Source organism: Kitasatospora aureofaciens, from assembly GCF_019192735.1.
Lineage (GTDB): Bacteria > Actinomycetota > Actinomycetes > Streptomycetales > Streptomycetaceae > Kitasatospora > Kitasatospora aureofaciens_A.
In genome coordinates, this window is sequence record NZ_JAHTKP010000001.1 from 397,917 (window position 1) to 423,853 (window position 25,937).

The window sequence follows — 25,937 nt, forward strand, 5'->3', positions numbered from 1 at the left end:
TCCCGCCGCCCGGAAACCGACACCGCTCCGGCGGCCGGAACCGTCCGGAATTCGGCGGCGGTCCAGCGCGCCGCCGGCCGGCTCCGGCTCGGCCGCTCCATCGCCCATGGCAGGGCCGCGGATGCTCCGAGCCCGCATTCGGAGAATCGGTTTTCCGCCACCCGCCTCAGGACTCGGAACGTCCGCCGCGCCGCCTTGAACAACCGGCCGAGTTCGCTCCACACATCGGTCATTCGCGCCTGTCGCCATCGGGGGTCAATCGTGTCGCTCGTCAACAACCATCCGTCGGTCCTGGTCGTCGAAGGAAACGTCCTGCTGCGCACCGGTCTCCGGGCCCTGCTGTCCGCCGAGGGCGACCTCGCCGTCCACGCCGCCGTGGGCGACGTGGACGAGGCGCTCGGCGTCCTCGCGGGGCAGCGGGTGGACGTCGTGGTGTACGGCGCGGGCGAGTCGGTGGCCGATACCGAGCGGGCCCTCGGGCGGCTGCTGGACCGCGGCGCCCGGGTGGTCGTGCTGAGCCGGCAGGAGCACCCTGGCGAGGTGGAGATGTACCTCAACTCCGGGGTGAGCGCCTACCTGGCCGAGGACGCCGCCGGCGAGTGCCTGGTCTCGGTGGTCCGGGGTCTGACCGCCGACCGGGAGCGGGTGTACATCATGGCCTCGCGCTCCGGCATGGGCTGGATGGCCGGCCAGCGCGGCGGCCGCCTTTCCGGCCGGGAGCGCGAGGTCATGGGGCTGGTCGCGACCGGGCTGAGCAACTCGGCCATCGCCGGGCGGCTCTGCATCTCGCCCGGGACCGTCAAGCGTCATCTCCGGAACGTCTTCGTCAAGCTCAACGCGGTCTCCCGGATCGACGCCGTCAACAAGGCCCGGGCGGCCGCCATGCTGGTGCCGATGGGGCGGGCCTGACCCAGCAGGCCTGACCCAGCAGGTCTGACCCGGCAGGCCTGCCCGAAGAGGCCTGACCGGCGGGCCCGGGTAGCGGGCCTGACCGTACGGGAGCCGCACCCTACGCCGAGCGGGCCCGCAGACCCTGCTCCACCGCCCGCGCGGCAGCCGCGCGGAACTGCTGCCGCGCGGGCGCGGTGTCGCTGAGCAGGTCGTTGTGCAGGTCCCGCACGGGCTGCGACGGGGTGATCCCGAGGTCCTCGTCGAGCCTGCGGTAGAGCGTGCGGTAGACGTGCAGTGCCTCGCTGCGGCGCCCGGCGGCGTCCAGGGCGAGCATGAGCTGTTCGTGGTACCACTCGTTGAGCGGCTGATGGAGCGTCAACAGCCGTAGCTCCGGTATGAGTTCGCGATTGCGGCCGAGCTGCTGGTCGGCCAGGATGCGGTGCTCCAGGGCGCGCAGCCGCATCTCCTCCAGGACGGCGACGTGGCCGGCGAGCACGCCGCCCACCGGGATGTCGGCCAGCGCGGTGCCCCGCCACAGGCCCAGCGCCCGCCGCAGCCGGTCCGCGGCGGCCTCGGGGTGGCCGTCGGCCAGCAGGCGGCCCCCTTCGATGTGCAGCCGCTCGAACTCCTGGGCGTCGAGCTCCTCCTCGCCCAGGAGCAGCACGTAGCCGGGGGCCTTGGTGAGGATGACGTCGCGGCCCTGGGGGCGGCAGAGTTTGCGCAGTTGGTAGATGTAGGTCTGCGCGGTGGTGACCACCGTCCGCGGCGGGCTGGCGCCCCAGATCTCCTCGATGATGACGCCGAGGTCGACGATCCGGTTCGCGTTCATGAGCAGGATCGCCAGCGTCCAGCGGACCTTCAACGCGCTCGGGGTGCACGGAATTCCCCGGTCGAGGACTTCCAGCGGGCCCAGAATGTTGAACTTCACAGTGCCTCCGATGTCGCTTGGACATTTCCTCGAACCCAGGTATATCCGGGCCTCCGGCGGGGCCTCAAGAGGAATCCGTACAAGGTGGCAGCAGAGCATTTCCAAGGTGGCATCGGGGCATTTCCAAAGCGGCCCGCCGACCTGTCCCGAGGGAAACACCCCCCGCCGATCGACCCCCGCCGATCGACTGGCTATCCGTCAAGTTCTGTTAGACTGCGCCCGGTTGGACCATGAGGTCGGACCATCGCCAGACCCGCGAGGAGAGAGACGTGCCCCGAAAGATCCGTGTTGCTCCGGTTATCCGTACGAAGACCGAAGAACAAGGGGAAGCACGTCTTGACAAGCGTGAACATCGGAATCCTGGCGCATGTCGACGCCGGTAAGACCAGCCTGACCGAGCGGCTGCTGCACACCGCCGGCGTCATCGACCGCGTGGGCAGCGTCGACCGCGGCGACACCCAGACCGACTCGCACGAACTCGAACGCCAGCGCGGCATCACCATCCGGTCCGCGGTGGTGTCCTTCACCGTCGGCGACGTGAAGGTCAACCTCATCGACACCCCCGGCCACCCGGACTTCATCTCCGAGGTGGAGCGGGCCCTCAGCGTGCTCGACGGCGTGGTGCTCGTCGTGTCGGCCGTGGAGGGGGTACAGGCACAGACCCGGCTGCTGATGCGCACGCTGGTCAAGATGCGCATCCCGGTGATCCTCTTCGTCAACAAGATCGACCGCATGGGCGCCCGGTACGACGACCTGCTGGACGAGATCCGGTCCGAGCTCTCCCCCGCCGTCGTGCCGCTGACCAGGGTCGAAGGGATCGGTACGGCCGAGGCGCGCGCGATCACCCGGACCGTCGGACCGGACGATCCGGAGTTCGCCGCCGAACTGGCCGACGTCCTGGCCGAGCACGGTGACGAGTTCCTGGCCCGCTACCTCGACGACGAGGCGGCCCTGACCGCGCGGGACTACACCGAGGAACTGGCCCGGCAGGCCTGCCGGGCCCAGCTCTACCCGGTGCTCTTCGGCTCGGCCGTCGCCGACGCCGGCATCGGCGCGCTGGTGGACGGGATCACCGGACTGTTTCCGGTCAATCACGGCGGCGCCGACGGCACGCTCCACGGCACGGTGTTCAAGATCGAACGCGGCTGGGCGGGCGAGAAGGTCGCCTACGTGCGGCTGCGGTCGGGCACGCTCGGGCCGCGGTCGAAGGTGTCCGTGTTCCGGCGCGACCCGCACGGCGCCGTCCTCGAACTGCCCGGCCGGACCACGGTGGTCGAGGTGTTCGACCGGGGCTCCGCCATGGTGGAGGCGCAGGCCCGGGCGGGTGACATCGCCAAGGTCTGGGGCCTCAAGGGCATCCGGATCGGCGACCGGCTCGGCTCCGCCGAGGGGCTGGACGGGGAGCACCTGTTCGCGCCGCCGAGCCTGGAGACCGTGATCCGGCCGGCCCGGCACGGCGCGATGCCCGAACTCTACGACGCCCTGCTGCAGTTGGCCGACCAGGACCCGTTCATCAACGTCCGCAAGGACGACGAGGAGCAGGAGATCTCGGTCTCGCTCTACGGCGAGGTGCAGAAGGAGGTCATCGCGGCGACCCTCGCCGACGACTACAAGCTGGACGTCGTGTTCGAGGGCACCCGCATCATCTGCGTCGAGCGCCCGATCGGGGTCGGCGAGTCGGTGGAGGAGATCGACTACCGGAGCAAGACCTTCTTCTGGGCCACGGTCGGGCTGCGGGTCGAGCCCGGGGAGCCGGGCTCGGGGGTCGTCTTCCGCCGGTCGGTGGAGCTCGGCTCGCTGCCGCACGCCTTCCACAAGGCCGTCGAGGAGGCCGTCCGCGCGACCTTGCAGCAGGGGCTGAACGGCTGGGAGGTGCTGGACATCCTGGTGACGCTGACCCACACCGGGTTCGCCAGCCCGGTCAGCGCGGCGGGCGACTTCCGCAAGCTCACCCCGCTGGTGCTGATGAACGCGCTCAAGCAGGCGGGCACGCAGGTCTACGAGCCGGTCAACCGGTTCGAGCTGGAGGTCCCGGCCGAGAACGCCAGCACCGTGCTGCTGAACCTGGTGGAGTGCGGCGCGACCCCGGAGACGACCCGGGGACAGGGCAGCAGCTGCCTGGTGGAGGGGATCATTCCGGCCCGTACGGTCCAGGAGTTCGAGCAGCGGCTGCCGGGGCTGAGCCAGGGCGAGGGGATGCTGGTGACCCGGTTCCACAGCTTCCAGCCCGCCGTCGGGCCGGTGCCGAGCCGGCGTCGGACCGACCTCAACCCGGTGGACCGCAAGGAGTACATGCTGCGGGCGTTCGGGCGGATCTGACCGGACGCCGGTAGAGCAGCGCGAGGTCCCGATCACCGTCCGGTGGTCGGGACCTCGCGCGTTTTCCGGAATTCCGAGCCGTGGGCTCAATCGAGAGGCGGGCTCAATCACTCAACCGAGCAGCGCCACTCAATCGAGCACAGCCACTCAATCGAGCAGAGCCACCGCCCGCGTCCAACCCGCCCCCGCCCCCGCGATCTTGACGGGAAAGGCCTGCACCGTGAATCCGGTCGGCGCGGGCAGCGCGCCCAGATTGCTCAGCCGCTCGATCTGGCAGTATTCCCGCTGCCGCCCGGCGAAATGCGCGGGCCACAGGACGGAGTGGTCCCCGGTGCGCCGGAACTCGGAGAGCATGTGGGTGAACGGCGCATCGAGACCGAAGGCGTCCGTCCCGATGAGCCGCACCCCGAGGTCGAGCAGGAGGTTCGTCGCCGCACCGTCGAGACCGGCGAACCGGGTGAAGTACTCTGGCCTTCCGGCGAGTTGGTCCGCGCCGGTGTGCAGCAGCACGATCTCCCCGGCGCGCGGGCAGTGGTCGATGTCGTCGAAGGCCTGCCGCAGCCGGTCCGCGCCGATCGCCCCGACCCCGGTGTCGGTCAGGTCCAGGACGACTCCCGGTCCGGTGAACCACTCCAGCGGCAACTCGTGGATGTGGCGCGGCACTCCGTACGTGGCCTTGCTGCCGTAGTGCGACGGGGCGTCGACGTGGGTTCCGGTGTGGGTGGTCAGGGTCAGGGTGTCCAGCGACAGCAGTTCGCCGTCCGGCAGGTCCGCGATGTCGAACTCGATGCCGTGGTTGCGGAGCATGCCCTCGGCCATGTGGCGAGCGCCGTCGGCCGGTGTCAGCACCTCGTGCCGGATGCCGTCCACCTCCCAGGCGGCGGCGTCGATCGTCGACGAGAGGTCAATGATGCGCATGCGCAGCCCTTTCCGGCAGCAGGGCGCAGGCCCGGAGGACGTCGAGGTACCGGTCCGGCCCGCGGCCGCGTGCGGCGAGGTGGCCGTCCGGCCTGATCAGCAGGAAGTCGCCCGGTGCCAGGCCGAGTTCGCGGCGGAGCGTGCCGTCGGGGTCGGGCAGGTCGCCCTGCCCACCGGGGTCGGCCACCGCGCGGACGGAGACGGCCGCGCCGAGCAGCTGGTCCACCCGGGCCAGTGCCTCCCGGTGCCCGGTCCGCCCGGCGGCGGCCGCGGTGGCCGGGGTGGCCGGGGTGGCCTCGGCAGCCGGGGTGGCGAGCAACGTCCAGCGGGGGTCGGCGAGTTCGGCGCAGAGCGCGGACCAGCCGGGGTGCCCGGCCGCGGTCCGTCCGTCGCAGGCCACCCGGTCGCCGGGGGCGATGCGGCCGGCCGGTGCGGGGTCCGGCCGGGTGAGCGGGCTGTCGGGGTAGGCCAGGGCGAGCCCGCAGAAGCCGCGGATCATCCGGCCCTCGACCTTGCGGCGCAGCGGCGGTATCCGGCGCAGCGCCGCGGTGCCCACGGTGAGCAGGGCCGGGGCGAGGGCGGTGCGCAGCGAGACCAGGGCGGTGGCCGTCCGGGTGGAGCGGAGCAGGACGGCCCCGGTCGGGACCCGCTCGGCGTCGTAGCTGTCGAGGAGTCCCGGCCCGGCGTGGCCGCGGATCACGTCGGCGAGCTTCCAGGCGAGGTTGTAGGCGTCCTGGATGCCGCTGTTCATGCCCTGTCCCGAGGCCGGGCTGTGCACGTGGGCGGCGTCCCCGGCCAGGAAGCAGCGGCCCTCGCGCATCCGGGTGATCTGGCGCTGCTGGACGGTGAAGACCGAGAGCCAGGTGGGGGTGCCGACCTCGACCGGGCGGCCGAGCGCCCGGCCGATCTTGTGGGCCAGGCGGCGCCGGACGAGTTCGGAGTCGTCGGCTCCGTCGGTGTCCACCGTGTCCACCACGCGCCACTTGCCGGGCTCGGGGAACGGGACGAGCAGCAGGGTGCCCGGGTCGGTGTGCAGGAGGTGGTTGCTGTCCGGCGGCAGGTCGGTGTCGAGGGTGACGTCGGCGTTGAGCCAGACCTGGGTGGAGTCGCCGATCAGGCGCATGCCGAGCTGCCGGCGTACGGTGCTGCGGCCGCCGTCGGCGCCGATCAGCCAGGGCACCCGGGTCTCCTCGGTGCGCCCGTCGGGGTGGCGGAGGGTGACGAGCGCGGCGTCGGCCTCGGGGTGCAGGGCGGTCAGTTCGACGCCCCACTCGACGGAGACGCCGAGTCCGGCGGTGCGCTCGCGCAGCACCTGCTCGGTGACCACCTGGTCCACCATCAGGCTGAACGGGTAACGGGTGGGCAGGGAGCGGTAGTTGGTGTCGAAGCGGATCAGGGTCCGGCCGCGCCGGTGCATGGTGAAGTGGGTGACCCGCCGGCCCAGGGGCAGCAACCGGTCGACGACCCCCATCTGGTCGAGCACCTCCATGGTCCGGGCGTGCACCGCCAGGGCCCGGCTGCTGGTCGCCGGGCCGGGGGCGGCGTCGATCAGCCGGACGGGTACGCCGCGCCGGGCGAGCTCGTGGGCCGCGGTGAGGCCGACCGGGCCGGCGCCGGCGATCAGGACGGCCGGGGCGGGCGCGGCCAAAGGATCAGCCAAGGGGCCGGCCATGGGGTCAGCCGTGGGGTCGGCCATGGGATCAGCCATGGCGTTCCTCGGCGAACCGCTTGGCCAGCCCGAGGGTCGCGCGGCTGTTGCCGCCGGCCGCGTCGCGGATGAAGCGGCGGGCGGTGGCGGTGGTGGCGTCCGGGCCGAGCACGGCGGGGATCGCCTCCGGGTTGAGGACGACGGCGTGCCAGGAGGTGACCCGTACGCCGTGCTCGGTCGGCTCGACGGTCCAGCGGCCGGTGTGCGCGGACATCATGGAGGGGGTGCGCAGCTGTTTGTAGGCGATGTCGGTCTCCGGGAAGCAGATCCGGACGGACTCGGTGGTGTGCTCGGAGCCGTCGGCGGTGCGGGTGTCCATCGCCATGTGCTGGAGGCCGCCGGCCTCCTCGCGCAGGTCGAGCCGCGCGACGTGCGGAAGCCGGGCGGGCCAGGCGGCGGCGTCCCGGAGGAAGTCGTAGACCGTCCCCGGGGCGGCGTCGACCAGCACCGAGTCCTCGAACTCGAATTCCAGGTCGGTGAGTTGGGACCAGCGCTCGGCGAGGGACTTGATGTTCCCGAGTTCGCTGCGGCTGTTGCGGTCGGTCGCCTCGGCGATCCACCGCAGGCCCTGCGGGTCGTCGTCGAGGGCGGTGAACTCGTGGGTGAGGGTGAGGGTGGCGCCGCCGGGGCGCTCGGTGACCTGCCACTCCCCCGCCATCGAGGCGACCGGGGGCGAGGAGACCTCCTGGCGGAACCGGATCCGGCGCCGGTCGACGTCGAGGTCGCGGCGGGAGGTCCACTGCTTGACCTCGCCGTTGGCCCGGGCCCAGATCCGCAGGCGTTCGACGCCGGGTGCGAGGTCCGCGTGTTCCACGTGGAGGGTGGGTGCGAAGCGCCGCGGCCAGGCCCGGGCGTCGGCGATGACGGTGTAGACGACGTCGGCGGGGGCGTCGACGTCGATCTCGTGCGTGGTGTGCTGGGTGGCGGTCATGCGTCGAACCGGCCTTTCTGTCCAAGGGTTGGGACGTGCAGCGTCAGTAGATGCCGAGTCCGCCGCAGACGTTGATCGCCTGCGCGGTGATGGAGGCCGCGGCGGGCGTGGTCAGGTAGTCGACCATGCCGGCCACCTCCTCGGCCGTGGAGTAGCGGCCGAGCGGGATCTTCTGCTCGAACCGCGCGAGCACGTCCTCCTCGGTGGTCTGCCAGGTGTCGGCGTACGCCTGGCGGACCCGGACGGCCATCGGGGTCTCGACGTAGCCCGGGCAGACCGCGTTGACCGTGGTGCCGGTGGCGGCGAGTTCCTTGGCGAGGGCCTTGGTGAAGCCGATGACGCCGGCCTTCGAGGCCGAGTACGGGGCCCCGAGCGGGACTCCCTGCTTGCCGCCGGTGGAGGCGACGGTAATGATCCGCCCGTGGCCGGCCGCCTCCATGCCGCCGGTGGTGAGCACCTCGCGGGTGACCCGGAAGACGCTGGTCAGGTTGGTCTCGATCACGTCCTGCCAGAGCTCGTCGGTGATCGTGGAGGTGACACCGCCGCCGTTGCGTCCGGCGTTGTTGACGAGCACGCCGATCGGGCCGAAGCGGTCCACCGCGGCCCGGACCGCCTTCGCGACGTCCTCCGGGGAGCGGACGTCGGCCGCGATGCCGTCCACCTCCAGTCCCTCGCCGCGCAGCCGGGCGACCGTCTCGACGACGGCCTGCGCGGTACGGGCGCAGAGGAAGACGCGCAGCCCGCGCCGGGCCAGCCGGACGGTGCTGGCCAGTCCGATTCCGCTGGTCGCCCCGGTCACCAGGGCGACGTCACCGGTTGTCACCGTGCTCATCGCATCGATCTCCTGTCTCGCTCGCGAGTCGCGGGCCCGTTCCGGACCGCTGGGCCGACCCTGCCCGGCCGGCTTCGACTGCGCTTCGAGCGGGACGGACGCGCCGAGCGCTCCAACGGGATTCGAACCGGGGGTGGGAGCGTCGGCGCTGCCCCACCCCCCAACAAGCCGCCCAACCATCCGAGGAGGCCCGGAGCATGACCGGATCGCTCTACGAGGAGGTCCAGCACTTCTACGGCCGGCAGATGCGCCATCTCGACGAGGGCGCGGTCACCGAGTGGGCCGCGACCTTCACCGAGGACGGCGTGTTCGCCGCCAACGCCCGCCCGCACCCGCAGGAGGGGCGGAGCGCGATCGAGCAGGGCGCCCGGGAGGCCGCGGCGCGCCTGGCCGCCGCCGGGGTCCAGCACCGGCACTGGCTCGGGATGCTGGAGGTCGCCGAGCAGCCGGACGGCACCGTGCTCGCCAAGACCTACGCCCTGATCATCGCGACGCCCGAGGGCGGCTCGGCCGCCGTGCACCTGAGCTGCCGCTGTGAGGACCAGCTGGTGCGGGTGGCCGGGGAGCTGAAGGTCCGGCACCGCCAGGTGTACCGGGACGACCTGCCCGCCTGAGAGGAGGCCACCGTGGACCTCCCACGGGACAGTACGACCTTCGGTGCGCCCCTGGACGGCGTGGCGGAGCTGATCGGCGGCCCCCGGATCGACGACCTGCTGCGGCGCGCCGCCGGGCGGACGCCGCGTCACCCCGCCCTCGTCGCCGATGGCCTGGTGCTCGACTTCGCCCGCCTGGACGAGCGGGTGACCGACTGCGCGGAGGCGCTGCGCGGCGCCTTCGGCGGCCCCGGCGCGGTGATCGCGATCGCCGCCGAGCTCACCGTCGAGTTCGCGGTCACGTTCCTGGGCATCTCCCGCTCCGGGAACACCAGCGCCATGTTCAACCCGCTCGTCCCGGACGACACCCTGGTGCACGTCCTCAACTCCTGCGGCGCGCGGGCCGCCGTGCTGTCACCCCGGATGCACCGGCGGATCACAGCGCTGCGCCCCCGGCTGCCGCTGCTGCGGCAGCTCGTGGTGGCCGCCGACGCCGGTGACGGCACGCCCGTCCTGGGCGGCCTGGAGCGCGCCGCCGTCCCGGCCGGCGAGGTGGTGGAGACCGCCTGCCTGCAGTTCACCAGCGGCACCACCGGCGCGCCCAAGACAGTGCGGCTGAGCCACCGCAACCTGCTGGTGAACGCGGCGCAGTCGGCACACGCCCACCGGCTGGCGGCGGACTCCGTCTCGCTCAACAACCTGCCCTCGTTCCACCTCATGCACCTGGACACCGCGCTCGCCGTCGGCGCGACCCACGTGCTCTGTCCGGAGGAGGACCGGGAGGCGCTGGTGCGGCTGGCCCGCACCTGGCGGGCCTCGCACCTGTACAGCCTCCCGGTGCGGCTGTCCCGGCTCGCCGGGGACGAGCGCCTGCCCGGCTTCCGGATCCCGTCGCTGCGGGCGGTGCTGTCCGGGGGCTCGGCGCTGCCGGCCCGGACGACGGTGGCCCTGTCGGAGCACTTCGGTGTCCCGGTCGTCCAGGGGTACGGCCTCGCCGAGACCTCCCCCTCGACGCACTTCGACCTGCCGGAGGGGCCCGCCGTCGGCTCCAGCGGGCCGCCGGTGGCCGGGACGGCCTGCCGGATCGTGGACGTGCGCACCGGCAAGGTGCTGCCGGTGGGCGAGCGCGGCGAGATCCAGGTCAGGGGGCCGCAGCTGATGCTCGGCTACCTGGGCGACGGGCCCGCCGACGCCATCGACCCGGACGGCTGGTTCGGCACCGGTGACGTCGGCCGGATCGACGAGGCGGGCCGGCTGTTCGTCGTCGACCGGATCAAGGACGTCTTCAAGTGCGACAACTGGCTGGTGTCGCCGACCGAGATCGAGCGGGTGCTGATGCGGCATCCGGCCGTCGCCGACTGCGTGGTCTTCGACCGCCCCGACGAGCTGAGCGGCGCGGTCGCCGTCGGACTCGTCGTGCCGCGCGGCGAGGGCGTCGACCCGGCCGCCCTGGCCGAGTTCGCCAACGCCCGGCTCCCCTACTACGAGCACCTGCGGCAGCTGCGGCTGGTGGAGAGCATTCCGCGCTCCGCCACCGGCAAGGTCCAGCGGCGCGAGCTGCGCGACCGGCTGTTCGGCTCCCTCTGACCCACCCCCTCACACCATCACAGGAGTTGTCACCGTGTTCACCTTCATCAACCGCTTCACCGTCACCGGGGACGTCGCCGAGTTCGAGGCCCTCGTCGGGGAGATCACCGACTTCATGAGCACCCAGAGCGGCTTCCGTTCGCACCGGTTCTACCGGTCGGCGGCGGACGCCACGGTGTACGTGGAGACCGCCGAGTGGGACGACGCGGCCTCGCACAAGGCGGCGACCGGCTCCCCGGAGTTCCGCTCGCGGGTCGGCAAGGTGATGGGCCTCGCCCAGGCCGAGCCGGCCCCGTTCGACCTGATCGCGCAGCACGGCGCCTGAGAGGAGCGGACCATGACGACGAGCGGCGACATCATCCCGCAGCCGGTGGTCCGGCTGCGCGAGCTCGCGCTGAGCGCGGCCGGCGCGGCCGGCGTCCGGGCGGCGGCCCGGCTGGGCCTGGCCGACGCGCTCGGCGAGGAGCCCGCCGGCGCGGCCGAGCTGGCCCGGGCCGTCAACGCGGACCCGGACACCCTGCAGCGGCTGCTGCGCGCACTGACCTGCTACGGCGTGTTCGCCGAGCAGCCCGACGGCCGGTACGCGCACACCGACGCCTCCCGGCTGCTGCGCGAGGACACCCCGCGCAGCCTCAAGGACATGGTGCTCTGGGGCACCGAACCGTGGACCTGGGAGCTGTGGGGGCACCTCGACGAGGCGGTGCGCACCGGCAAGGCGGTCTTCCCCGAGCTGCACGGGATGGACTTCTTCGACCACCTGCACGAGCACGCGCCGGAGTCGGCCGCGGTCTTCGACCGGGCGATGACCCAGTCCAGCCGGCTCTCCGCCCTCGCGCTGGCCGACCGGCTGGACCTGAGCGGCGTCGGTACGGTGGTGGACATCGCCGGCGGCCAGGGGCACGTCCTGGCCACGCTGCTGGAGCGCCACCCGGGGCTGCGCGGCACCCTGCTGGACCTGCCCGAGGTGGTGGCCGGGGCCGACCCGCGGCTGCGGCCCGGCGGCGCGCTCGCCGACCGCGCGACGCTGCTGGCCGGCGACTGCCGGCGGGAGATCCCGGTCGCGGCCGACGTGTACCTGCTGAAGAACATCCTGGAGTGGGACGACGAGAGCACCGTCCTGACCCTGCGCAACGTGGTGCGGGCGGCCGGGCCGGGCAGCCGGGTGATCGTGGTCGAGAACCTGGTGGACGGCAGTCCGGAGCTGCGGTTCACCACCGCGATGGACCTGTTGCTGCTGCTCAACGTCGGCGGCCGCAAGCACACCACGGCCGGGCTGGTCGCGCTGTTCGAGGAGGCGGGTCTGACCGGGGCCGAGGTCCGCCCGGTCAACTCGTACCTGCACCTGGTCGAGAGCGTGGTCCCGGAGCGGACGGGCTGACCGCGCCACTGCAACTGCCGCTGCCCCCGGACGAGTTCGGGGGCAGCGGCGGTTCGGCGCCCCCCACAGACAGGACGACACAGCACGACGCCCCGCCGGCGCGCGGCCGGCGGGGCGAGGTCCGTACGTCAGCAGCCCTCGGCGAGCCGCTTCACCGCCTGCTCGACCCGCTCGTCGGTCTCGGTGACGGCCACCCGGACGTGCCGCGCACCCGCCGCACCGTAGAACTCCCCGGGCGCCACCAGGATCCCGAGGTCGGCCAGCGCGCCGACGGTCGTCCAGCACGGCTCGTCCCTGGTTGCCCAGAGGAACAGCGCGCCGGCCGAATGGTCGATCCGGAAGCCGTTGTCCACCAGGGCCTGCCGCAGCACCGCGCGCCGCCGGGCGTAGTGCTCGCGCTGCTGCGCCAGGTGGGAGTCGTCGCCGAGCGCGGCCACCATCGCGGCCTGCACCGGGGCGGGGACCATCTGGCCGGCGTGCTTGCGCACCTCCAGCAGCGTGGCGATGACGTCCGGGTCCCCCGCGGCGAAGCCCGCCCGGTAGCCGGCCAGGTTCGACCGCTTGGACAGCGAGTGCACGGCCAGCACGCCCCGGTGGCTGCCGCCGCTGACCTCGGGGTGCAGCACCGAGCGGGTCCCGCCCTCCCAGACGTGGTCCAGGTAGCACTCGTCGTTCACCACCAGGGTGCCCTGCTCCCGCGCCCAGGCGACGATCGCGCGCAGTTCGGCGGTGCCGAGCACCCGGCCCTCCGGGTTGGACGGGGAGTTCAGCCAGAGCACCCGGGGGGCGGGGCCGTCATAGGTCAGCGGCGAGTCCGTCCGGACCAGCTTGGCGCCGGCCAGCCGGGCGCTCACCTCGTAGGTGGGGAAGGCGAGTTCGGGGACGAGGACGATGTCGCCGGGGCCCAGTCCCAGCATGGTGGGCAGCCAGGCGATCAGCTCCTTGGTGCCGACGGCCGGGATCACGGCGTCCGGCTCGACGGTCACCCCCTCGCGGCGCAGCAGCCAGGCCGCGGCGGCCGCCCGGAGCGCGGGCGTGCCCTCGGTGGACGGGTAGCCGGGGGCGTCGGCCGCGGCGGCGAGGGCCGCGCGGACGGCGGGCGGGGTCGGGTCGACCGGGTCGCCGAGCGCCAGGTTGACCAACCCGTCGGGGTGGGCGGCCGCGCGCCTGCGGTACGGGAACAGGACGTCCCAGGGGAACTTCGGCAGCCGCTCGATCATGCCCGCACCCCGTTCCCGACGTTCCCGCTGTTCCCGCTGTTCCCGCTGTTCCCGCTGTTCCCGACGTTGCGGGCCAGCGGCGGCGCCTGGCAGTCGGAGTCGATGCCCCAGGAGACGATCCGCTCCAGGGTGATCCGGATCAGCTCGTCGTCGACGTGCGGCAGGATCTCCTTGCCGCCGCGGGGCAGCGCCACCGCGGTGCCCCGGATCTCGATCCCGCGGACGACCCAGCGCTCCGCGTCCACGACGTCGTCCACCACGAGCGAGACCCGCGGATGGGCTTGGACGTGGCGGTACTTGAGGCTCCGGGCCATGCCGCGCCCGGTCACGTCGACCGTGCCGAGCCCGGCGTTGTAGTGGAAGCCCAGGGGAACGACGTGCGGCTGCCCGCGGCCGTCCACGGTGGCCAGGCGGGCGAGCGACTGCGAGGCCAGGTACGCGGCCTCGTTCGCGGTGAATGGCATGGCTGTCCTCTGTCGGTGGGTCAGGTGGGTCAGGGGCCCTGCCGACGCTAGGCACGCCGCTTCGAGCCGCCTTGGTGCCGGCCGCACGGGCGGCGATCGCCGCTGGACTCCGGCTCGAATCCCGGCTGACAGCGTGAGCCCGTCGTACCGGACCGAGACCGGAGGTCGTATTGGACTGCGATGTGGTGGTGGCGGGGGCGGGGCCGACCGGCCTGATGCTCGCCTGCGAGCTGGCGCTGGGCGGGGCCCGGACGGTGGTGGTCGAGCGCCGCAAGGAGCCGGAGAAGCACTCCAAGGCCATGGGCATGCAGGGCCGCACGGTGGAACTGCTCGAACTGCGGGGGCTGCTCGACCGCTTCAAGGAGGGCGCGGGCGTGCTCCAGGGGGGCAACTTCGCCAGCCTGGGCGTGCCGATGCGGTTCGAGGAGTTCGACACCCGCCACCCGTACGTGCTGCTGGTGCCCCAGCTGCGCACCGAGGAGCTGCTCGCCGAGCGGGCCGTCGAGCTGGGCGTACGGATCGTACGCGGCGCGGCCGTCACCGGCTTCGCCCAGGACGAGGAGGGGGTGACCGTCGAGACGGGGACCGGCCGCCTGCGGGCCCGCTACCTGGTCGGCTGCGACGGCGGCGGCAGCACCGTCCGCCGGCGGGCCGGGATCGGATTCACCGGCCAGGACCCGCAGATGTACGCGCTCATCGGCGACATGCGCTTCAGCGGCGACCTGCCGCGCGGCGAGGGCCTGGGGCCGATGCGCCCGGTGGGCCTGGTCAACCCCGAACGGCGGTCCTGGTTCGGGGCGTTCCAGCACCAACCCGGCGTCTACCGGGCGACGGTCGCCTGGTTCGGCGAGCCCTTCCCCGACCGGCACGCGCCGGTCACCGAGGAGGAGATGCGCGCGGCGCTGATCGAGCACACCGGCAGCGACCACGGGATGCACGACGTCACCTGGCTGTCCCGGCTCACCGACGTCTCCCGGCTGGCCGAGGCCTACCGGCGCGGCCGGGTGCTGCTGGCCGGCGACGCCGCGCACATCCACCTGCCGGCCGGCGGCCAGGGGCTCAACCTCGGCGTCCAGGACGCGGTCAACCTCGGCTGGAAGCTCGCCGCGGTGGCGCGCGGCCGGTGCACCGAGGACCTGCTCGACAGCTACCAGAGCGAACGCCGCCCGGTCGCCGACGGCGTGGTGCGCAACACCCGCACCCAGGCCGTCCTGATCGACCCGGACCCCCGGTACGACGCGCTGCGCCAGACCTTCCGCGAGCTGATGGCCCTGCCCGACACCAACCGCCACATCGCGGGCATGCTCTCCGGCTTCGACGTCACGTACCGGACCGGCGACCACCCGCTCACCGGACGCCGGATGCCGGACGCCGAGCTGCTCACCGCCGAGGGCCCGCGGCGGATCAGCGACTGCTTCACCCGGGCCCGCGGCCTGCTGCTGCTCCCCGAGCCGGCCCCGGCCGTCTCCCCGCTGGCCGCCTGGGCGGACCGGGTGGACACCCTGACCACCAAGGCGGGGGGACCGGAGCCGGCCACCGCGTACCTGATCCGCCCGGACGGCTACGTGGCCTGGGCCGGCGACCCCGCCCGCCACGACGAGCTCCACCACGCCGCGGCCACCTGGTTCGGCGCGGCGGCCTGACCACACCGGCTCACCTGACCACACCGACCCACGGGCTCACCACACCGGCTCACCGCCTCACCACACCGACTCACCGAGAGAGGACGCACGATGACACCGACCACCGACAGCGCCGCCGCCCGCGCGCGCCGGATCGTCGCGCTCAACACCGCCTACTTCCAGGCGAAGGCCCTGCAGAGCGCGGTCGAGCTCGGCCTCTTCGAGCTGCTCGCCGACCGCTCCGCCGACGTCGGGCAGATCCGCGCCGAACTGGGCGTCCAGCACCGGCTGTTCAAGGACTTCCTGGACGCGCTGACCGGCCTCGGCCTGCTGGACGAGCAGGACGGTCGCTACCAAGCCGCGCCGCTCGCACGGGAGTTCCTGCTCCCCGGCAGCCCCACCTACCTGGGCGGCACCGCCCGCCAGCACGCCCGGCTGCACTACCACGCCTGGGCGCAGCTGACCGACGCGCTGCGCGACGGCAAGGCCAAGTCGGCCGTGGCCGCGCAGGGCCAGCTTGCCTACCCCACGCAGTACGAGGACCTCGACCGCGCCCGGCAGATCATGCTGCACATGGACGCCCACAACGGCTTCACCGCCGACGAGTTGGCGCGCGCGATCGACTGGAGCCAGTACACCTCCTTCGTGGACGTCGGCGGCGGGCGCGGCAACGTCGCCTCCCGGATCGCCGCCGCCCACCCGCACCTGCGCGGCGCGGTCTTCGACCTGCCGGCGCTGCGCCCGCTCTTCGACGAGCTGGTGGCCGAGGCGGGCACCGCCGACCGGGTCGCCTTCCACGGCGGCGACTTCTTCGCCACCGACCTGCCGGAGGCGGACGTGGTGATCTTCGGCCACGTCCTGCCGGACTGGCCGGTCGCCGACCGCAGGGAGCTGCTGCGCCGCGCCCACAAGGCGGTGCGCCCGGGCGGACTCGTGGTGCTGTACGACGCCATGATCGACCCGGACGAGCGGGACCCGGAGGTCCTCCTCCAGCGGATCAACCACACCATGATCCGGGACGAGGCCGGTGCCTACTCGCTCCAGCAGGCCCGCGACTACCTGGTGGAGGCCGGCTTCACGGTCGACCGGATCGCCGCGTCCGACACCATCACCCGGGACCACTTCGCCATCGGCGTCAAGTCCGCCTGACCGGAAGGGAGTTCTTCATGACCACGCACCAGGGGGAGCAGCCCGGACAGCCCGGACAGCCGTACGACGTCGTCATCGTCGGCACCGGCCTGTCCGGCACGATGCTCGGCTCGATCCTCGCCAAGCACGGCTTCCGGGTCATGCTGCTCGACGGCGCCCACCACCCCAGGTTCGCCGTCGGCGAGTCGACCATCGGGCAGACGCTGGTGGTCCTGCGGCTGATCTCGGACCGGTACGGCGTGCCGGAGATCGCCAACCTGGCGAGCTTCCAGGACGTGCTGGCCAACGTCAGCAGCGCGCACGGGCAGAAGAGCAACTTCGGCTTCATGTTCCACCAGGACGGCGAGGAGCCGGACCCGGAGCAGACCAGCCAGTTCCGCATCCCCGCGATCGTCGGCAACGCGGCCCACTTCTTCCGCCAGGACACCGACGCCTACATGTTCCACGCCGCCGTGCGCTACGGCTGCGACGCGCGGCAGTACTACCGGGTGGAGCGGATCGACTTCGACGACGCCGGGGTCACCGTGGCCGGCGCGGACGGCAGCACGATCCGGGCCCGCTACCTGGTCGACGCCAGCGGCTTCCGCTCGCCGCTGGCACGGCAGTTGGAGCTGCGGGAGGAGCCCAGCCGGCTCAAGCACCACGCCCGCTCGATCTTCACCCACATGGTCGGGGTGGACGCGATCGACGACCACGTGGACACCCCCGCCGAGCTGCGCCCGCCGGTGCCCTGGAACGACGGGACGATGCACCACATCTTCGAGCGCGGCTGGATGTGGATCATCCCGTTCAACAACCACCCGGGGGCCACCAACCCGCTGTGCAGCGTGGGCATCCAGCTCGACCCGCGGACGTACCCGGCCCGGACCGACCTCACGGCCGAGGAGGAGTTCTGGTCCCACGTGGACCGATTCCCGGCGGTGCAGCGGCAGTTGAAGGGCGCCCGCAGCGTGCGCGAGTGGGTCCGGACGGACCGGATGCAGTACTCGTCGACCCGCACGGTCGGCGAGCGCTGGTGCCTGATGTCGCACGCGGCCGGCTTCATCGACCCGCTGTTCTCCCGCGGGCTGTCCAACACCTGCGAGATCATCAACGCGCTGTCCTGGCGGCTGATGGCGGCGCTGCGCGAGGACGACTTCGCGGTCGAGCGGTTCGGCTACGTGGAGCGGCTGGAGCAGGGCCTGCTGGACTGGAACGACAAGCTGGTCAACAACTCCTTCATCTCCTTCTCGCACTACCCACTATGGAATTCAGTGTTCCGGATCTGGGCCTCGGCCAGCGTGATCGGCGGCAAGCGGATCCTCAACGCGCTGACCAGGACGAAGGAGACCGGCGACGACACGTACTGCCAGGCGCTGGACGACAACCCGTACCCCGGGCTGTGGTGCCCGCTCGACTTCTACAAGGAGGCGTTCGACGAGCTCACCGAGCTGTGCGAGGCGGTGGACGCGGGGCGGACGACGGCCGAGGCGGCCGCGGCGGTGCTGGAGCAGCGGGTGCGCGAGTCGGACTGGATGCTGCCCGCGCTGGGCTTCAACGACCCCGACACCCACCACATCAACCCGACGGCGGACAAGATGGTCCGGATCGCGGAGTGGGCCACCGGCCACCCCCGCCCGGAGATCCGCGAACTGCTGGCCGCCAGTGCCGAGGAGGTCAGGGCGGCGATGCGGGTCAAGCCGTGATGCGGGTCAAACCGTGATGCGAGTCAGGCCGTAGCGACGGGAAGTGGCGAGGGCCGCGTCCGGGGAGCCGTTCCCCGGACGCGGCCCTCGCCGTCGTTGCGCGTACGGCCCGGTCAGCCCTCGGCCGCCAGCGTCAGGGCGGCGGTCCCCGGGTCCTCCTCCACCGGCCAGCGGGCGTAGGAGCGGCGCCAGTACATCAGCGGGCTGGGCACCTCGGGCCGGGGGCCGCCGGCCACCACCGCGCCGAGCACGATGGTGTGGTCGCCCGCCTCCACCGCCGCGGCGACCCGGCATTCGGCGTGCGCGACCACGTCGGCGGGCATCACCGGCAGGCCGCCGGAGCTGCCGGGCTCCCACCGGACGTCCCGGAAGCGGTCGTCGAGCGGCGAGGCGAACCGCGCGGAGGTGGACTCGCCACCGCCGCGCAGCACGTTGACGGCGAACTCGCCGCGCTCCAGCAGGGCCTTCAGCACCCGGCTCTCCCGGTGGATGCACACCAGCAGCAGGGGCGGGGTCTTGGAGACGCTGCACGCGGCGGAGCAGGTCAGCCCGTACGGCTCGCCGTCCGGGCCCAGGGTGGTCACCACGGTCACCCCGGTGGGCAGCGCGCCCATGATGGACAGGAAGGTCGGGCCGTCCACCAGGCCGTCGGCCAGGTCCAGCGGCAGGGGCAGGGGTGCGGGGGGCATCGGTCCTCCACTCTCGGCGGGTCGGTGCCCCCATGCTCGCGGGGCGCCTTCGAGCCGCCGCCGGGCCGTCGTCGGGCGAAACCGCCGGGTCAACTGCCCAGCAGGCGGCGGAAAAGCGCGTACCCCCGGCACGGGGGCGACCGGGGGTACGCGGTTCAGGGGGTGCGGGTGCGCGCGGTCACTCCTCGTCGCGCAGCTCCCGCAGCGGGAAGGTGAGCACGAAGCCCACCGCCAGGATCAGACCGCCGACCAGGAACATCGTGCTGAAGCCCGCGCCGAAGGCGTCGAGCGCCGAGGCGGTCAGCCGGCCGGTGGAGTCCGGGTCGGAGAGCGCCTGCCGGACGGCCTCGGCACCGTCCCCCGCCCCGTCGATCCGGCCGGCGGCGACGCCGAACAGCACCGACATGAACACCGCCGCACCGGTGGTGCCGCCGAGCTGGCGGAACAGGCCGGAGGCCGCGTTGGCCACGCCCAGCTCGGACTTGGGCGCCGCACTCTGGATGGCCAGGGTGATGACGGTCTGGGAGAGACCGATGCCGAAGCCCAGCCAGGCCGCGATCAGCACGATCACCCACAGCGGGGTGTCCGCCCCGGTGGCGGAGAGCGACAGCAGCGCGCCGGCCATCGACCCGAGGCCGACGATCGCGGGCTTCTTGTACCGGTTCCACTTCTTGATGATCTTGGCGCAGATCGTCTGGGAAACGATCGCCCCGGTCATCACCGGGATGATCACCAGCCCGGCGACGGTGGCGCTGCGGCCCTGCACCAGCTGGAGGAAGAGCGGCAGCGTGGAGACCGTCCCGAAGATGCCCACCCCGATGGTGAAGTTGACGGCGGTGGCCAGGGTGATCCCGCCGCGCCGGAACAGCCGCAGTGGGACCATCGCCTCCAGCCCGCGGGCCCGCTCGGCCAGCACGAACAGCACCAGGCCGACCAGCGAGAGCGCGAACAGGGCCAGCGAACGCGCCGATCCCCAGCCCCAGCCGAGGCCCTCCTCGGCGACGATCAGCAGCGGCACCAGGCCGAGCGCCAGGGCGAGCGCACCCCGGTAGTCGATCGGGTGGTCCACCCGCTGGTGCGGCAGGTTGAGCGCCTTGCGCACGCTGAGCAGCGCCACCAGGCCGAGCGGCAGGTTGATCAGGAACGCCCAGCGCCAGCCGGTCACGCCCAGGATCTCGCCGGCGCCCGCGAAGAGGCCGCCGACCAGCGGACCGAGCACACTGGCCGCGACCCAGGCCATCATCAGGTACGAGAAGTAGCGGCCGCGCTCACGCACCGGGGCGAGATCGGCGATGACGGCCGTGGGCAGCGACATCAGCCCGGCGCCGCCGAAGCCCTGGACCACCCGGGCGACGGCCAGCGTCTCCATCGAGTTCGCCAGCGCGCAGGCCGCCGAACCGATGATGAAGACCACGATCGCCGCGAGATAGAGCGGCTTGCGGCCGTAGATGTCGGACAGCTTGCCGTAGAACGGCATCGCGATCGTGGAGCTGACCAGGTAGCCGGTGATCACCCAGGCCTGGACGGTCTGCCCGTGCAGCTGGTCGCCGATCGTGCGCAGCGCGGTGGAGACGATGGTCTGGTCGAGCGCGGCGAGCAGCACGGCCAGCAGCAGCCCGGAGAGCGCCGTGATGATCTGGCGGTGCGTGAAGCCGGCGGGGCCGTCGGCCTGGTCCGGGGCGGCCTCGTCGGTGTGCGAGGCGGCGTTTGCCATTCCTGTTTCTCCCAGCGGTTCCGGTCGGCCGGCCGGGGGGACCGGCCGGCGGCGCGCATCCCGCGCGACCCACCAAATTGACAAGGTCTTGTCGAATTGAGAGTAGTGGGTACCGGAGCGGAATGACAAGTTCTTGCCGAAACCCCGGACGGGCTGCGGTTAGGCTGCCCCCATGACCGACCTCTCCCCCTCGGCCGAGACCTTGAGTGACATCACCACCGAACTGTTCGCCGTCAACGGCGGCCTGCTGCGCGCGGGCGACGCGCTGTCCGCCCGGTTCGGGCTCACCTCCGCGCGGTGGCAGGTCCTCGGCCTGCTGCACGACGGGCCGCAGAGCGCCGCGCACCTCGCGCGCGAGCGCGGACTGCGCCGGCAGGCCGTCCAGCAGGTTGTGGTCAAGCTGGTCGAGGAGGGCCTGGTCAGCACGTCTCCCAACCCGGCCGACCGGCGCGCCCCGCTGGTCTCCCTGACCGCCAAGGGGGCCGACGCCCTCGCCCGGATCGAGCCCGCCGAGCGGCACTGGATGGAGCACCTCGCCGGTGGCCTCGACCCGGACGACCTGAAGGCCACGCTGCGGCTGCTGCGTGGCCTTCGGGCGGTGCTCGCCGACGGGCTGCCCGCGTCGGCCACCGGCGGCGCGGACGCCGCCGGGGTCACAGATCCAGCGTGACCTCGTACTCGGCGAGCCAGGAGTTGAGCCACAGCACCAGCTCCAGGCTGCCGCGGTCGTAGGGCCGGCTCACCGAACCGGTCGCGCGGCCGGCCACGGCCCGTGCCCGGTCGAGGTCCAGCAGCGGGAGCACCGGGGCGTCGGGGTCGCCCAGCACCCGCGCGAGTTCGGCCCGCAGGACGCCCTCGTAGCCCGGGTCCTGGGTGGCCGGGTACGGGGTCTTCATCCGCTCGGCCACCGAGCGCGGCAGCAGGTCGGCCACCGCCGCGCGCAGCAGGCTCTTCTCCCGGCCGTCGAAACTCTTCATCGCCCACGGCACGTTGAAGACGTACTCCACCAGCCGGTGGTCGCAGAACGGCACCCGCACCTCCAGGCCGACCGCCATGCTCATCCGGTCCTTCCGGTCGAGCAGCGTCTGCACGAACCGGGTCAGGTTGAGGTACCCGATCTCGCGCATCCGCCGCTCGTCGCCCGACTCCCCCGGCAGCACCGGGACTTCGGCGAGCGCCTCGGCGTAGCGGGCGGCCCGGTACCCGTCCAGGTCGAGCTTGTCCAGGAGGCCCGGCTGGAACAGCGAGCTGCCGCCGAAGTAGCGCGCCGAACCGGCGGTGAGCCACGGGAAGGTGGCGGCGCGCAGGGCCAGCGGGTTGCGGAACCACCGGTAGCCGCCGAACAGTTCGTCCGCCGCCTCACCGGACAGGGCCACCGTCACGTGCTCCCGCACCTCACGGAAGAACAGGTACAGCGAGGGCCACATGTCGCCCCAGTACGCGGGCGGCAGGTCCGTGGCCCGCAGCACCGCGGCCCGCACCGCGGGGTCGGTCAGCCCGGGGCTGTCCAGCAGCACCTCCAGGTGGTCCGCGCCCACGTGCCGGGCGAGCTCGCGCACGTACGGCGCGTCCGCCTCCGGCCGGACGGCGTCGGAGGCGAAACCGTCGGCCGCGCCCCGGAAGTCCACCGAGAACGAGCGCACCGGCCCGGAGCGGGCGGCCAGCGCCGTCACCGCCGAGGAGTCCAGGCCTCCGGAGAGCAGCGTGCCGAGCGGCACGTCCGAGACCAGCTGGCGGGTGACGGTGTCGGCGAGCAGCTCGCGGACGGTGCCGATGGTCGTCGGCAGGTCGTCGGTGTGCTCCCTGGCCTCCAGCCGCCAGTACGTGTGCCGGCGCACCCCGCCGCGCCCGACCCGGACCAGCTGGCCGGGGCGGACCTCGGACAGCCCCGCGAAGACGGCCGCCTCCGGCGTCCTCACCATGTCCAGCACCTCGCACAGCCCCTCCGCGCCGACCCGGCGGGGCAGCGCGCGGTCGGCCAGCACCGCCTTCGGCTCCGAGCCGAACCGCACGCCGGCGCCGGTCGGCCAGTAGTAGAGCGGCTTGACGCCCATCCGGTCCCGGACCAGCAGCAGTTCCTCGGCCTGTTCGTCCCAGATGCCGAAGGCGTACATCCCGTTCAGCCGCTCCACCAGCGCGGCGCCCCACTGGAGGTAGCCGCGCAGGACCACCTCGGTGTCGCAGGCGGTCTCGAACCGGTGCCCGTGCGCGGCGAGTTCGGCGCGCAGCTCGCGGAAGTTGTAGACCTCCCCGCTGAACGTGATCGCCGCGCCGCGGCCCTGGTGCAAGGCGGTCATCGGCTGCTGCCCGTGCTCCGGGTCGATCACCGCCAGCCGCCGGTGGCCGAGGCCGGCCGACGGGCCGAACCAGAGCCCCTCGGCGTCCGGCCCGCGGCAGGCCATGGTGTCCGTCATCGCCCGGAGCAGCTCCCGGCGGTGCTCGGGCGGGGTGTCGAAGTCGACCGCCCCCACGATTCCGCACATGATCAAGCAGCCTTGGCCAGGCCGCGGTTGACCGCGTCCAGGAGCAGCCGCGGGGTGGTGGCCTCGACCACGGTCTCGTCCGGGAGCGCGATCCCGCGGTCCCGCTCGATGGTGTTGACGGTGTTGAACAGGGCGAGCGAGTCGTAGCCCAGGTCGGTGAAGGGCACGTCCAGGATGTCGTCGAGGTCGACGCCCTCGTCGGCGCCCGCGGCCTCCTTGAGCACGGCGATCAGGTCGTCAAGGGTGAACTCTGCCATGACAGTTCCTCACAGTGGTCGGGTCGGTGGTTTCGGAAAGTCGTCAACGGGTGAGCACCAGCGCGCTGTTGAAGCCGCCGTGCCCGCGGGCCAGGACCAGCGCGCTGGTCAGCCGGGCCGGCCGCGGCCGGTCCCGCACCAGGTCGAGGTCCCGGTGGGCCGGCTGTGCGATGTGGACGGACGGCGGGATCACCGCGTCCCGCAGGGCCAGCAGCGCCGCCGCCACGTCCAGCGGGGCGCCGCCGGCCAGCAGCCGGCCGGTCATCGTCTTGGGCGCCGTCACTGGCACCCCGCGCGGGCCGAACACCGCGCTCAGCACCTCGGCCTCGGCCCGGTCCTGCTCGGCCACCCCGCTCGCGTCGGCGAAGACCACGTCGATGTCGGACGGGCCGAGCCCGGCGTCGGCGAGCGCCGTGTCGATCGCCCGCCGCAGCCCGGGCGGACGGCCCGAGCCCGGCCGCGGGTCGAAGGTGGCCGCGTAGCCCGCGATCCGCCCGTAGTGGCGGTGCTGACCGCGCTCGGCCGCCCGCTCCGGGGCCTCCAGGACGAGCAGCGCGCCGCCCTCCCCCGGCACCCCGCCGGAGGCGTCGGCGTCGAACGGCAGGAAGGCCCGGCGCGGGTCCCGCCGGGGGCTCACCGTGCCGCTGCGGGTGAGGCAGAGCCACGACCACGGGCAGAGCGAGCCGTCCACCGCGCCGGCCAGCATCAGCGCGGTCCCCTCGCGGACGTGCCGGCGCGCCTTGGCCAATGCGTCCAGACCGCCCGCCTGCTCGGCCACCAGCGCCGAACCGGGGCCGCGCATCCCGTGCCGGATCGAGATCTGCCCGGTGTTGACCGGGTAGAACCACGCGAAGGCCTGGTAGGCGCTGACATAGGCCGGGCCCTTGCTCCACAGCGCCCGCAGCTCCTTCTGGCCGAACTCGAAGCCGCCCGCCGAGGCCGCGGTGACCACCCCGGCGGAGAAGTCCGGCATCACCGCCGGGTCCGCCCCGGCGTCGGCCAGCGCCTCCGCCGCGGCCACCAGGGCCAGCCGGGTCATGTGGTCGGTCTGCGGCAGCAGCCGGCCCGGCAGGTGGTCCTCCGGCGTGAAGTTCACCTCCCCGGCCACGTGCGCCCGGTACCCCGACGAGTCGAAGCGGGTGAGCGGCCCGAGGCCGGAGCGGCCGGCCAGGGTGGCCGCCCAGTACTCCTCCACGCCCCAGCCGTTCGGCGCCACCACGCCGACCCCGGTCACCACCACCTCGGTCATGCCCCGCTCCACTCCGGCCCGGCCAGCACGATCGCGCTCTGGAAGCCGCCGAAGCCGCTGGCCACGCTGAGCACCGTGGGCACCCGCTGCTCCCGCGCCGTCAACGGCACGTAGTCCAGGTCGCACTCGGGGTCGGGCACGTGCAGATTGGCCGTGGGCGGCACCACCGAGTGCTCGATCGCCAGCGCGCTGGCGGCGAACTCCAGCGCGCACACCGCGCCCAGCGAGTGCCCGATCATCGACTTGATCGAGCTGACCGGCACCCGGTAGGCGTGGTCGCCCAGGCTCTTCTTGAACGCGGCGGTCTCGTGCCGGTCGTTCTGCTTGGTCGCCGAGCCGTGCGCGTTGACGTAGCCGACGTCCTCGGGGTTCATCCGGCTGCGGTCGAGCGCCACCCGGATCGCCTCGGCCATCTCGTTCCCGTCCACCCGCAGCCCGGTCATGCTGTACGCGTTGCAGCGCCCCGCGTAGCCGGTGACCTCGGCGTAGATGTGCGCACCGCGCCGGCGCGCGTGCTCCCGCTCCTCCAGGACGAACATCGCCGCGCCCTCGCCGAGGGCGAAGCCGTTGCGGGTCAGGTCGAACGGACGCGAGGCGCTCTCCGGTTCGTCGTTGCGCGGGGTGGTCGCCTTGATCGCGTCGAAGCAGGCCACGGTGATCGGGGAGATCGCCGCGTCCGAGGCGCCGGCCAGCATCACGTCGGCCGCGTCGTCGCGGATCAGGTCGCAGGCGTGCGCGATCACGTCGATCCCCGAGGTGCACCCGGTCGAGACCACGCCCACCGGGCCCTCGGCCTCCACCAGCCAGGCCAGTTCGGTCGCCATGGACGACGGCACGAAGTAGTCGTAGAGGTAGGGCACGCCGTGCGCGTCGTCCACCAGGTGCTTGCGGCCCTCGTCACTGACCACGGCGAACTCGCGGTCCAGACTGATCGTCATCCCGCAGGCCGTACCGGCCATCACCCCGGTCCGGACCGGGTCGTTGACCCCCGAGACCCCCGAGTCGGCCAGTGCCTCGCGGGCCGCGACCACCGCGAACTGCGCGGTCCGGTCCCACTGCCGGATCTGACGCTGCGTCAGGCCGCTGGCCTCCGGGTCGAAGTCGCACTCGGCGGCGACCCGGGACCGGAACGGCGTCGGATCGAAGGTCGAGATCGTCCGGGTCGCGGACCGGCCCGCCGTCAGCAGGTCCCAGAACGCCTTGGTGCCCGCCTCGCCGGGCGCCACCACGCCGATCCCGGTCACCACCACGCGCCGTCGACCGTTGTCAACTGCCACCGCTGCTCCCCCTGTTCGTCTCCCTGCTGGTCTCCGACGACAT

General features: G+C 73.0%; 23 protein-coding genes. 10 read left to right on the forward strand and 13 right to left on the reverse strand.

Annotated features, from left to right (window positions below; translation table 11 throughout):
• Window positions 1–261 precede the first annotated feature (261 nt).
• Window positions 262–909, forward strand: coding sequence for a response regulator transcription factor (locus tag KV557_RS44355; protein WP_218197740.1), 648 nt, complete (start codon window positions 262–264; stop codon window positions 907–909).
• A 100-nt stretch (window positions 910–1,009) separates the two neighbouring features.
• Here the strand turns inward: KV557_RS44355 and KV557_RS01735 are convergent, their stop codons facing one another.
• The gene (locus KV557_RS01735; RefSeq protein ID WP_218197741.1) at window positions 1,010–1,819 is read right to left on the reverse strand and encodes an AfsR/SARP family transcriptional regulator; all 810 of its coding nucleotides are present in this window, start codon (window positions 1,817–1,819) and stop codon (window positions 1,010–1,012) included.
• 336 nt (window positions 1,820–2,155) lie between these two features.
• Between KV557_RS01735 and KV557_RS01740 the strand changes: the two genes are divergently transcribed.
• A complete protein-coding gene (locus KV557_RS01740) occupies window positions 2,156–4,138 on the forward strand; it encodes an elongation factor G (RefSeq protein ID WP_218197742.1) in 1,983 nt (660 codons plus the stop codon).
• A gap of 147 nt (window positions 4,139–4,285) precedes the next feature.
• Here the strand turns inward: KV557_RS01740 and KV557_RS01745 are convergent, their stop codons facing one another.
• The 4 genes from KV557_RS01745 to KV557_RS01760 are packed head-to-tail and all read right to left on the reverse strand — an operon-like array spanning window position 4,286 to window position 8,527.
• Complete coding sequence (locus tag KV557_RS01745) at window positions 4,286–5,056, reverse strand: cyclase family protein (protein WP_218197743.1); 771 nt, start codon at window positions 5,054–5,056, stop codon at window positions 4,286–4,288.
• A complete protein-coding gene (locus KV557_RS01750; RefSeq protein WP_256176764.1) occupies window positions 5,043–6,716 on the reverse strand; it encodes an FAD-dependent oxidoreductase in 1,674 nt (557 codons plus the stop codon). Before KV557_RS01750 ends, KV557_RS01745 begins: the two co-directional genes overlap by 14 nt.
• 40 nt (window positions 6,717–6,756) lie before the next feature.
• On the reverse strand, window positions 6,757–7,695 hold the full coding sequence (locus tag KV557_RS01755; RefSeq protein WP_218197744.1) for an aromatase/cyclase: 939 nt from the start codon (window positions 7,693–7,695) through the stop codon (window positions 6,757–6,759).
• Window positions 7,696–7,738: 43 nt separating this feature from the next.
• Complete coding sequence (locus KV557_RS01760; protein WP_218197745.1) at window positions 7,739–8,527, reverse strand: SDR family NAD(P)-dependent oxidoreductase; 789 nt, start codon at window positions 8,525–8,527, stop codon at window positions 7,739–7,741.
• A 197-nt stretch (window positions 8,528–8,724) separates the two neighbouring features.
• On the opposite strand from KV557_RS01760, the gene KV557_RS01765 reads away from it, so the two are divergent.
• From KV557_RS01765 to KV557_RS01780, 4 genes are read left to right on the forward strand one after another with little or no spacing between them, the layout of a single operon-like run.
• Window positions 8,725–9,141 carry a nuclear transport factor 2 family protein gene (locus KV557_RS01765; RefSeq protein WP_218197746.1) on the forward strand — a complete coding sequence of 139 codons (417 nt, stop codon included), beginning with the start codon at window positions 8,725–8,727 and terminating at the stop codon, window positions 9,139–9,141.
• A 12-nt stretch (window positions 9,142–9,153) separates the two neighbouring features.
• Window positions 9,154–10,707, forward strand: coding sequence for a class I adenylate-forming enzyme family protein (locus KV557_RS01770; protein WP_308129724.1), 1,554 nt, complete (start codon window positions 9,154–9,156; stop codon window positions 10,705–10,707).
• A gap of 34 nt (window positions 10,708–10,741) precedes the next feature.
• Window positions 10,742–11,032, forward strand: coding sequence for an antibiotic biosynthesis monooxygenase family protein (locus KV557_RS01775; RefSeq protein WP_218197747.1), 291 nt, complete (start codon window positions 10,742–10,744; stop codon window positions 11,030–11,032).
• Between the two features lie 12 nt (window positions 11,033–11,044).
• The gene (locus KV557_RS01780; RefSeq protein WP_218197748.1) at window positions 11,045–12,085 is read left to right on the forward strand and encodes a methyltransferase; all 1,041 of its coding nucleotides are present in this window, start codon (window positions 11,045–11,047) and stop codon (window positions 12,083–12,085) included.
• A gap of 128 nt (window positions 12,086–12,213) precedes the next feature.
• Here the strand turns inward: KV557_RS01780 and dapC are convergent, their stop codons facing one another.
• Window positions 12,214–13,305 (reverse strand): succinyldiaminopimelate transaminase, encoded by a 1,092-nt coding sequence (gene dapC, locus KV557_RS01785; protein WP_256176765.1) that lies wholly within the window; start codon window positions 13,303–13,305, stop codon window positions 12,214–12,216.
• Window positions 13,302–13,769, reverse strand: a complete 468-nt coding sequence (locus tag KV557_RS01790; RefSeq protein ID WP_218197749.1) for a PPOX class F420-dependent oxidoreductase — start codon at window positions 13,767–13,769, stop codon at window positions 13,302–13,304. Before KV557_RS01790 ends, dapC begins: the two co-directional genes overlap by 4 nt.
• A gap of 170 nt (window positions 13,770–13,939) precedes the next feature.
• On the opposite strand from KV557_RS01790, the gene KV557_RS01795 reads away from it, so the two are divergent.
• The 3 genes from KV557_RS01795 to KV557_RS01805 all read left to right on the forward strand — a co-directional run bounded on the left by KV557_RS01795 (window position 13,940) and on the right by KV557_RS01805 (window position 18,225).
• Window positions 13,940–15,412, forward strand: a complete 1,473-nt coding sequence (locus tag KV557_RS01795) for an FAD-dependent monooxygenase (protein WP_256176766.1) — start codon at window positions 13,940–13,942, stop codon at window positions 15,410–15,412.
• A gap of 90 nt (window positions 15,413–15,502) precedes the next feature.
• A complete protein-coding gene (locus KV557_RS01800; RefSeq protein WP_218197750.1) occupies window positions 15,503–16,540 on the forward strand; it encodes a methyltransferase in 1,038 nt (345 codons plus the stop codon).
• A gap of 17 nt (window positions 16,541–16,557) precedes the next feature.
• Window positions 16,558–18,225, forward strand: coding sequence for an NAD(P)/FAD-dependent oxidoreductase (locus KV557_RS01805; protein WP_218197751.1), 1,668 nt, complete (start codon window positions 16,558–16,560; stop codon window positions 18,223–18,225).
• A 113-nt stretch (window positions 18,226–18,338) separates the two neighbouring features.
• Here the strand turns inward: KV557_RS01805 and ctcQ are convergent, their stop codons facing one another.
• On the reverse strand, window positions 18,339–18,914 hold the full coding sequence (gene ctcQ / locus KV557_RS01810; RefSeq protein WP_218197752.1) for a flavin reductase CtcQ: 576 nt from the start codon (window positions 18,912–18,914) through the stop codon (window positions 18,339–18,341).
• Window positions 18,915–19,092: 178 nt separating this feature from the next.
• Window positions 19,093–20,628: a tetracycline efflux MFS transporter Tcr3 gene (tcr3, locus tag KV557_RS01815; RefSeq protein WP_218197753.1), complete on the reverse strand. Its 1,536-nt coding sequence runs from the start codon at window positions 20,626–20,628 to the stop codon at window positions 19,093–19,095.
• A 172-nt stretch (window positions 20,629–20,800) separates the two neighbouring features.
• Here tcr3 and KV557_RS01820 point away from each other — a divergent pair, with 172 nt between their 5' ends.
• The gene (locus KV557_RS01820; RefSeq protein ID WP_218197754.1) at window positions 20,801–21,298 is read left to right on the forward strand and encodes a MarR family winged helix-turn-helix transcriptional regulator; all 498 of its coding nucleotides are present in this window, start codon (window positions 20,801–20,803) and stop codon (window positions 21,296–21,298) included.
• Here the strand turns inward: KV557_RS01820 and asnB are convergent.
• Genes asnB through KV557_RS01840 form a run of 4 tightly spaced genes read right to left on the reverse strand, consistent with a single transcriptional unit; the run spans window position 21,282 to window position 25,894 of the window.
• Window positions 21,282–23,111: an asparagine synthase (glutamine-hydrolyzing) gene (asnB, locus tag KV557_RS01825; protein WP_218197755.1), complete on the reverse strand. Its 1,830-nt coding sequence runs from the start codon at window positions 23,109–23,111 to the stop codon at window positions 21,282–21,284. The genes KV557_RS01820 and asnB overlap by 17 nt on opposite strands.
• Before the next feature lie 2 nt (window positions 23,112–23,113).
• Window positions 23,114–23,368 (reverse strand): acyl carrier protein, encoded by a 255-nt coding sequence (locus KV557_RS01830; RefSeq protein ID WP_218197756.1) that lies wholly within the window; start codon window positions 23,366–23,368, stop codon window positions 23,114–23,116.
• A 43-nt stretch (window positions 23,369–23,411) separates the two neighbouring features.
• Window positions 23,412–24,617: a ketosynthase chain-length factor gene (locus tag KV557_RS01835; protein ID WP_218197757.1), complete on the reverse strand. Its 1,206-nt coding sequence runs from the start codon at window positions 24,615–24,617 to the stop codon at window positions 23,412–23,414.
• Window positions 24,614–25,894 (reverse strand): beta-ketoacyl-[acyl-carrier-protein] synthase family protein, encoded by a 1,281-nt coding sequence (locus KV557_RS01840; RefSeq protein WP_218197758.1) that lies wholly within the window; start codon window positions 25,892–25,894, stop codon window positions 24,614–24,616. The genes KV557_RS01835 and KV557_RS01840 overlap by 4 nt, the downstream gene beginning before the upstream one ends.
• Window positions 25,895–25,937 lie beyond the last annotated feature (43 nt).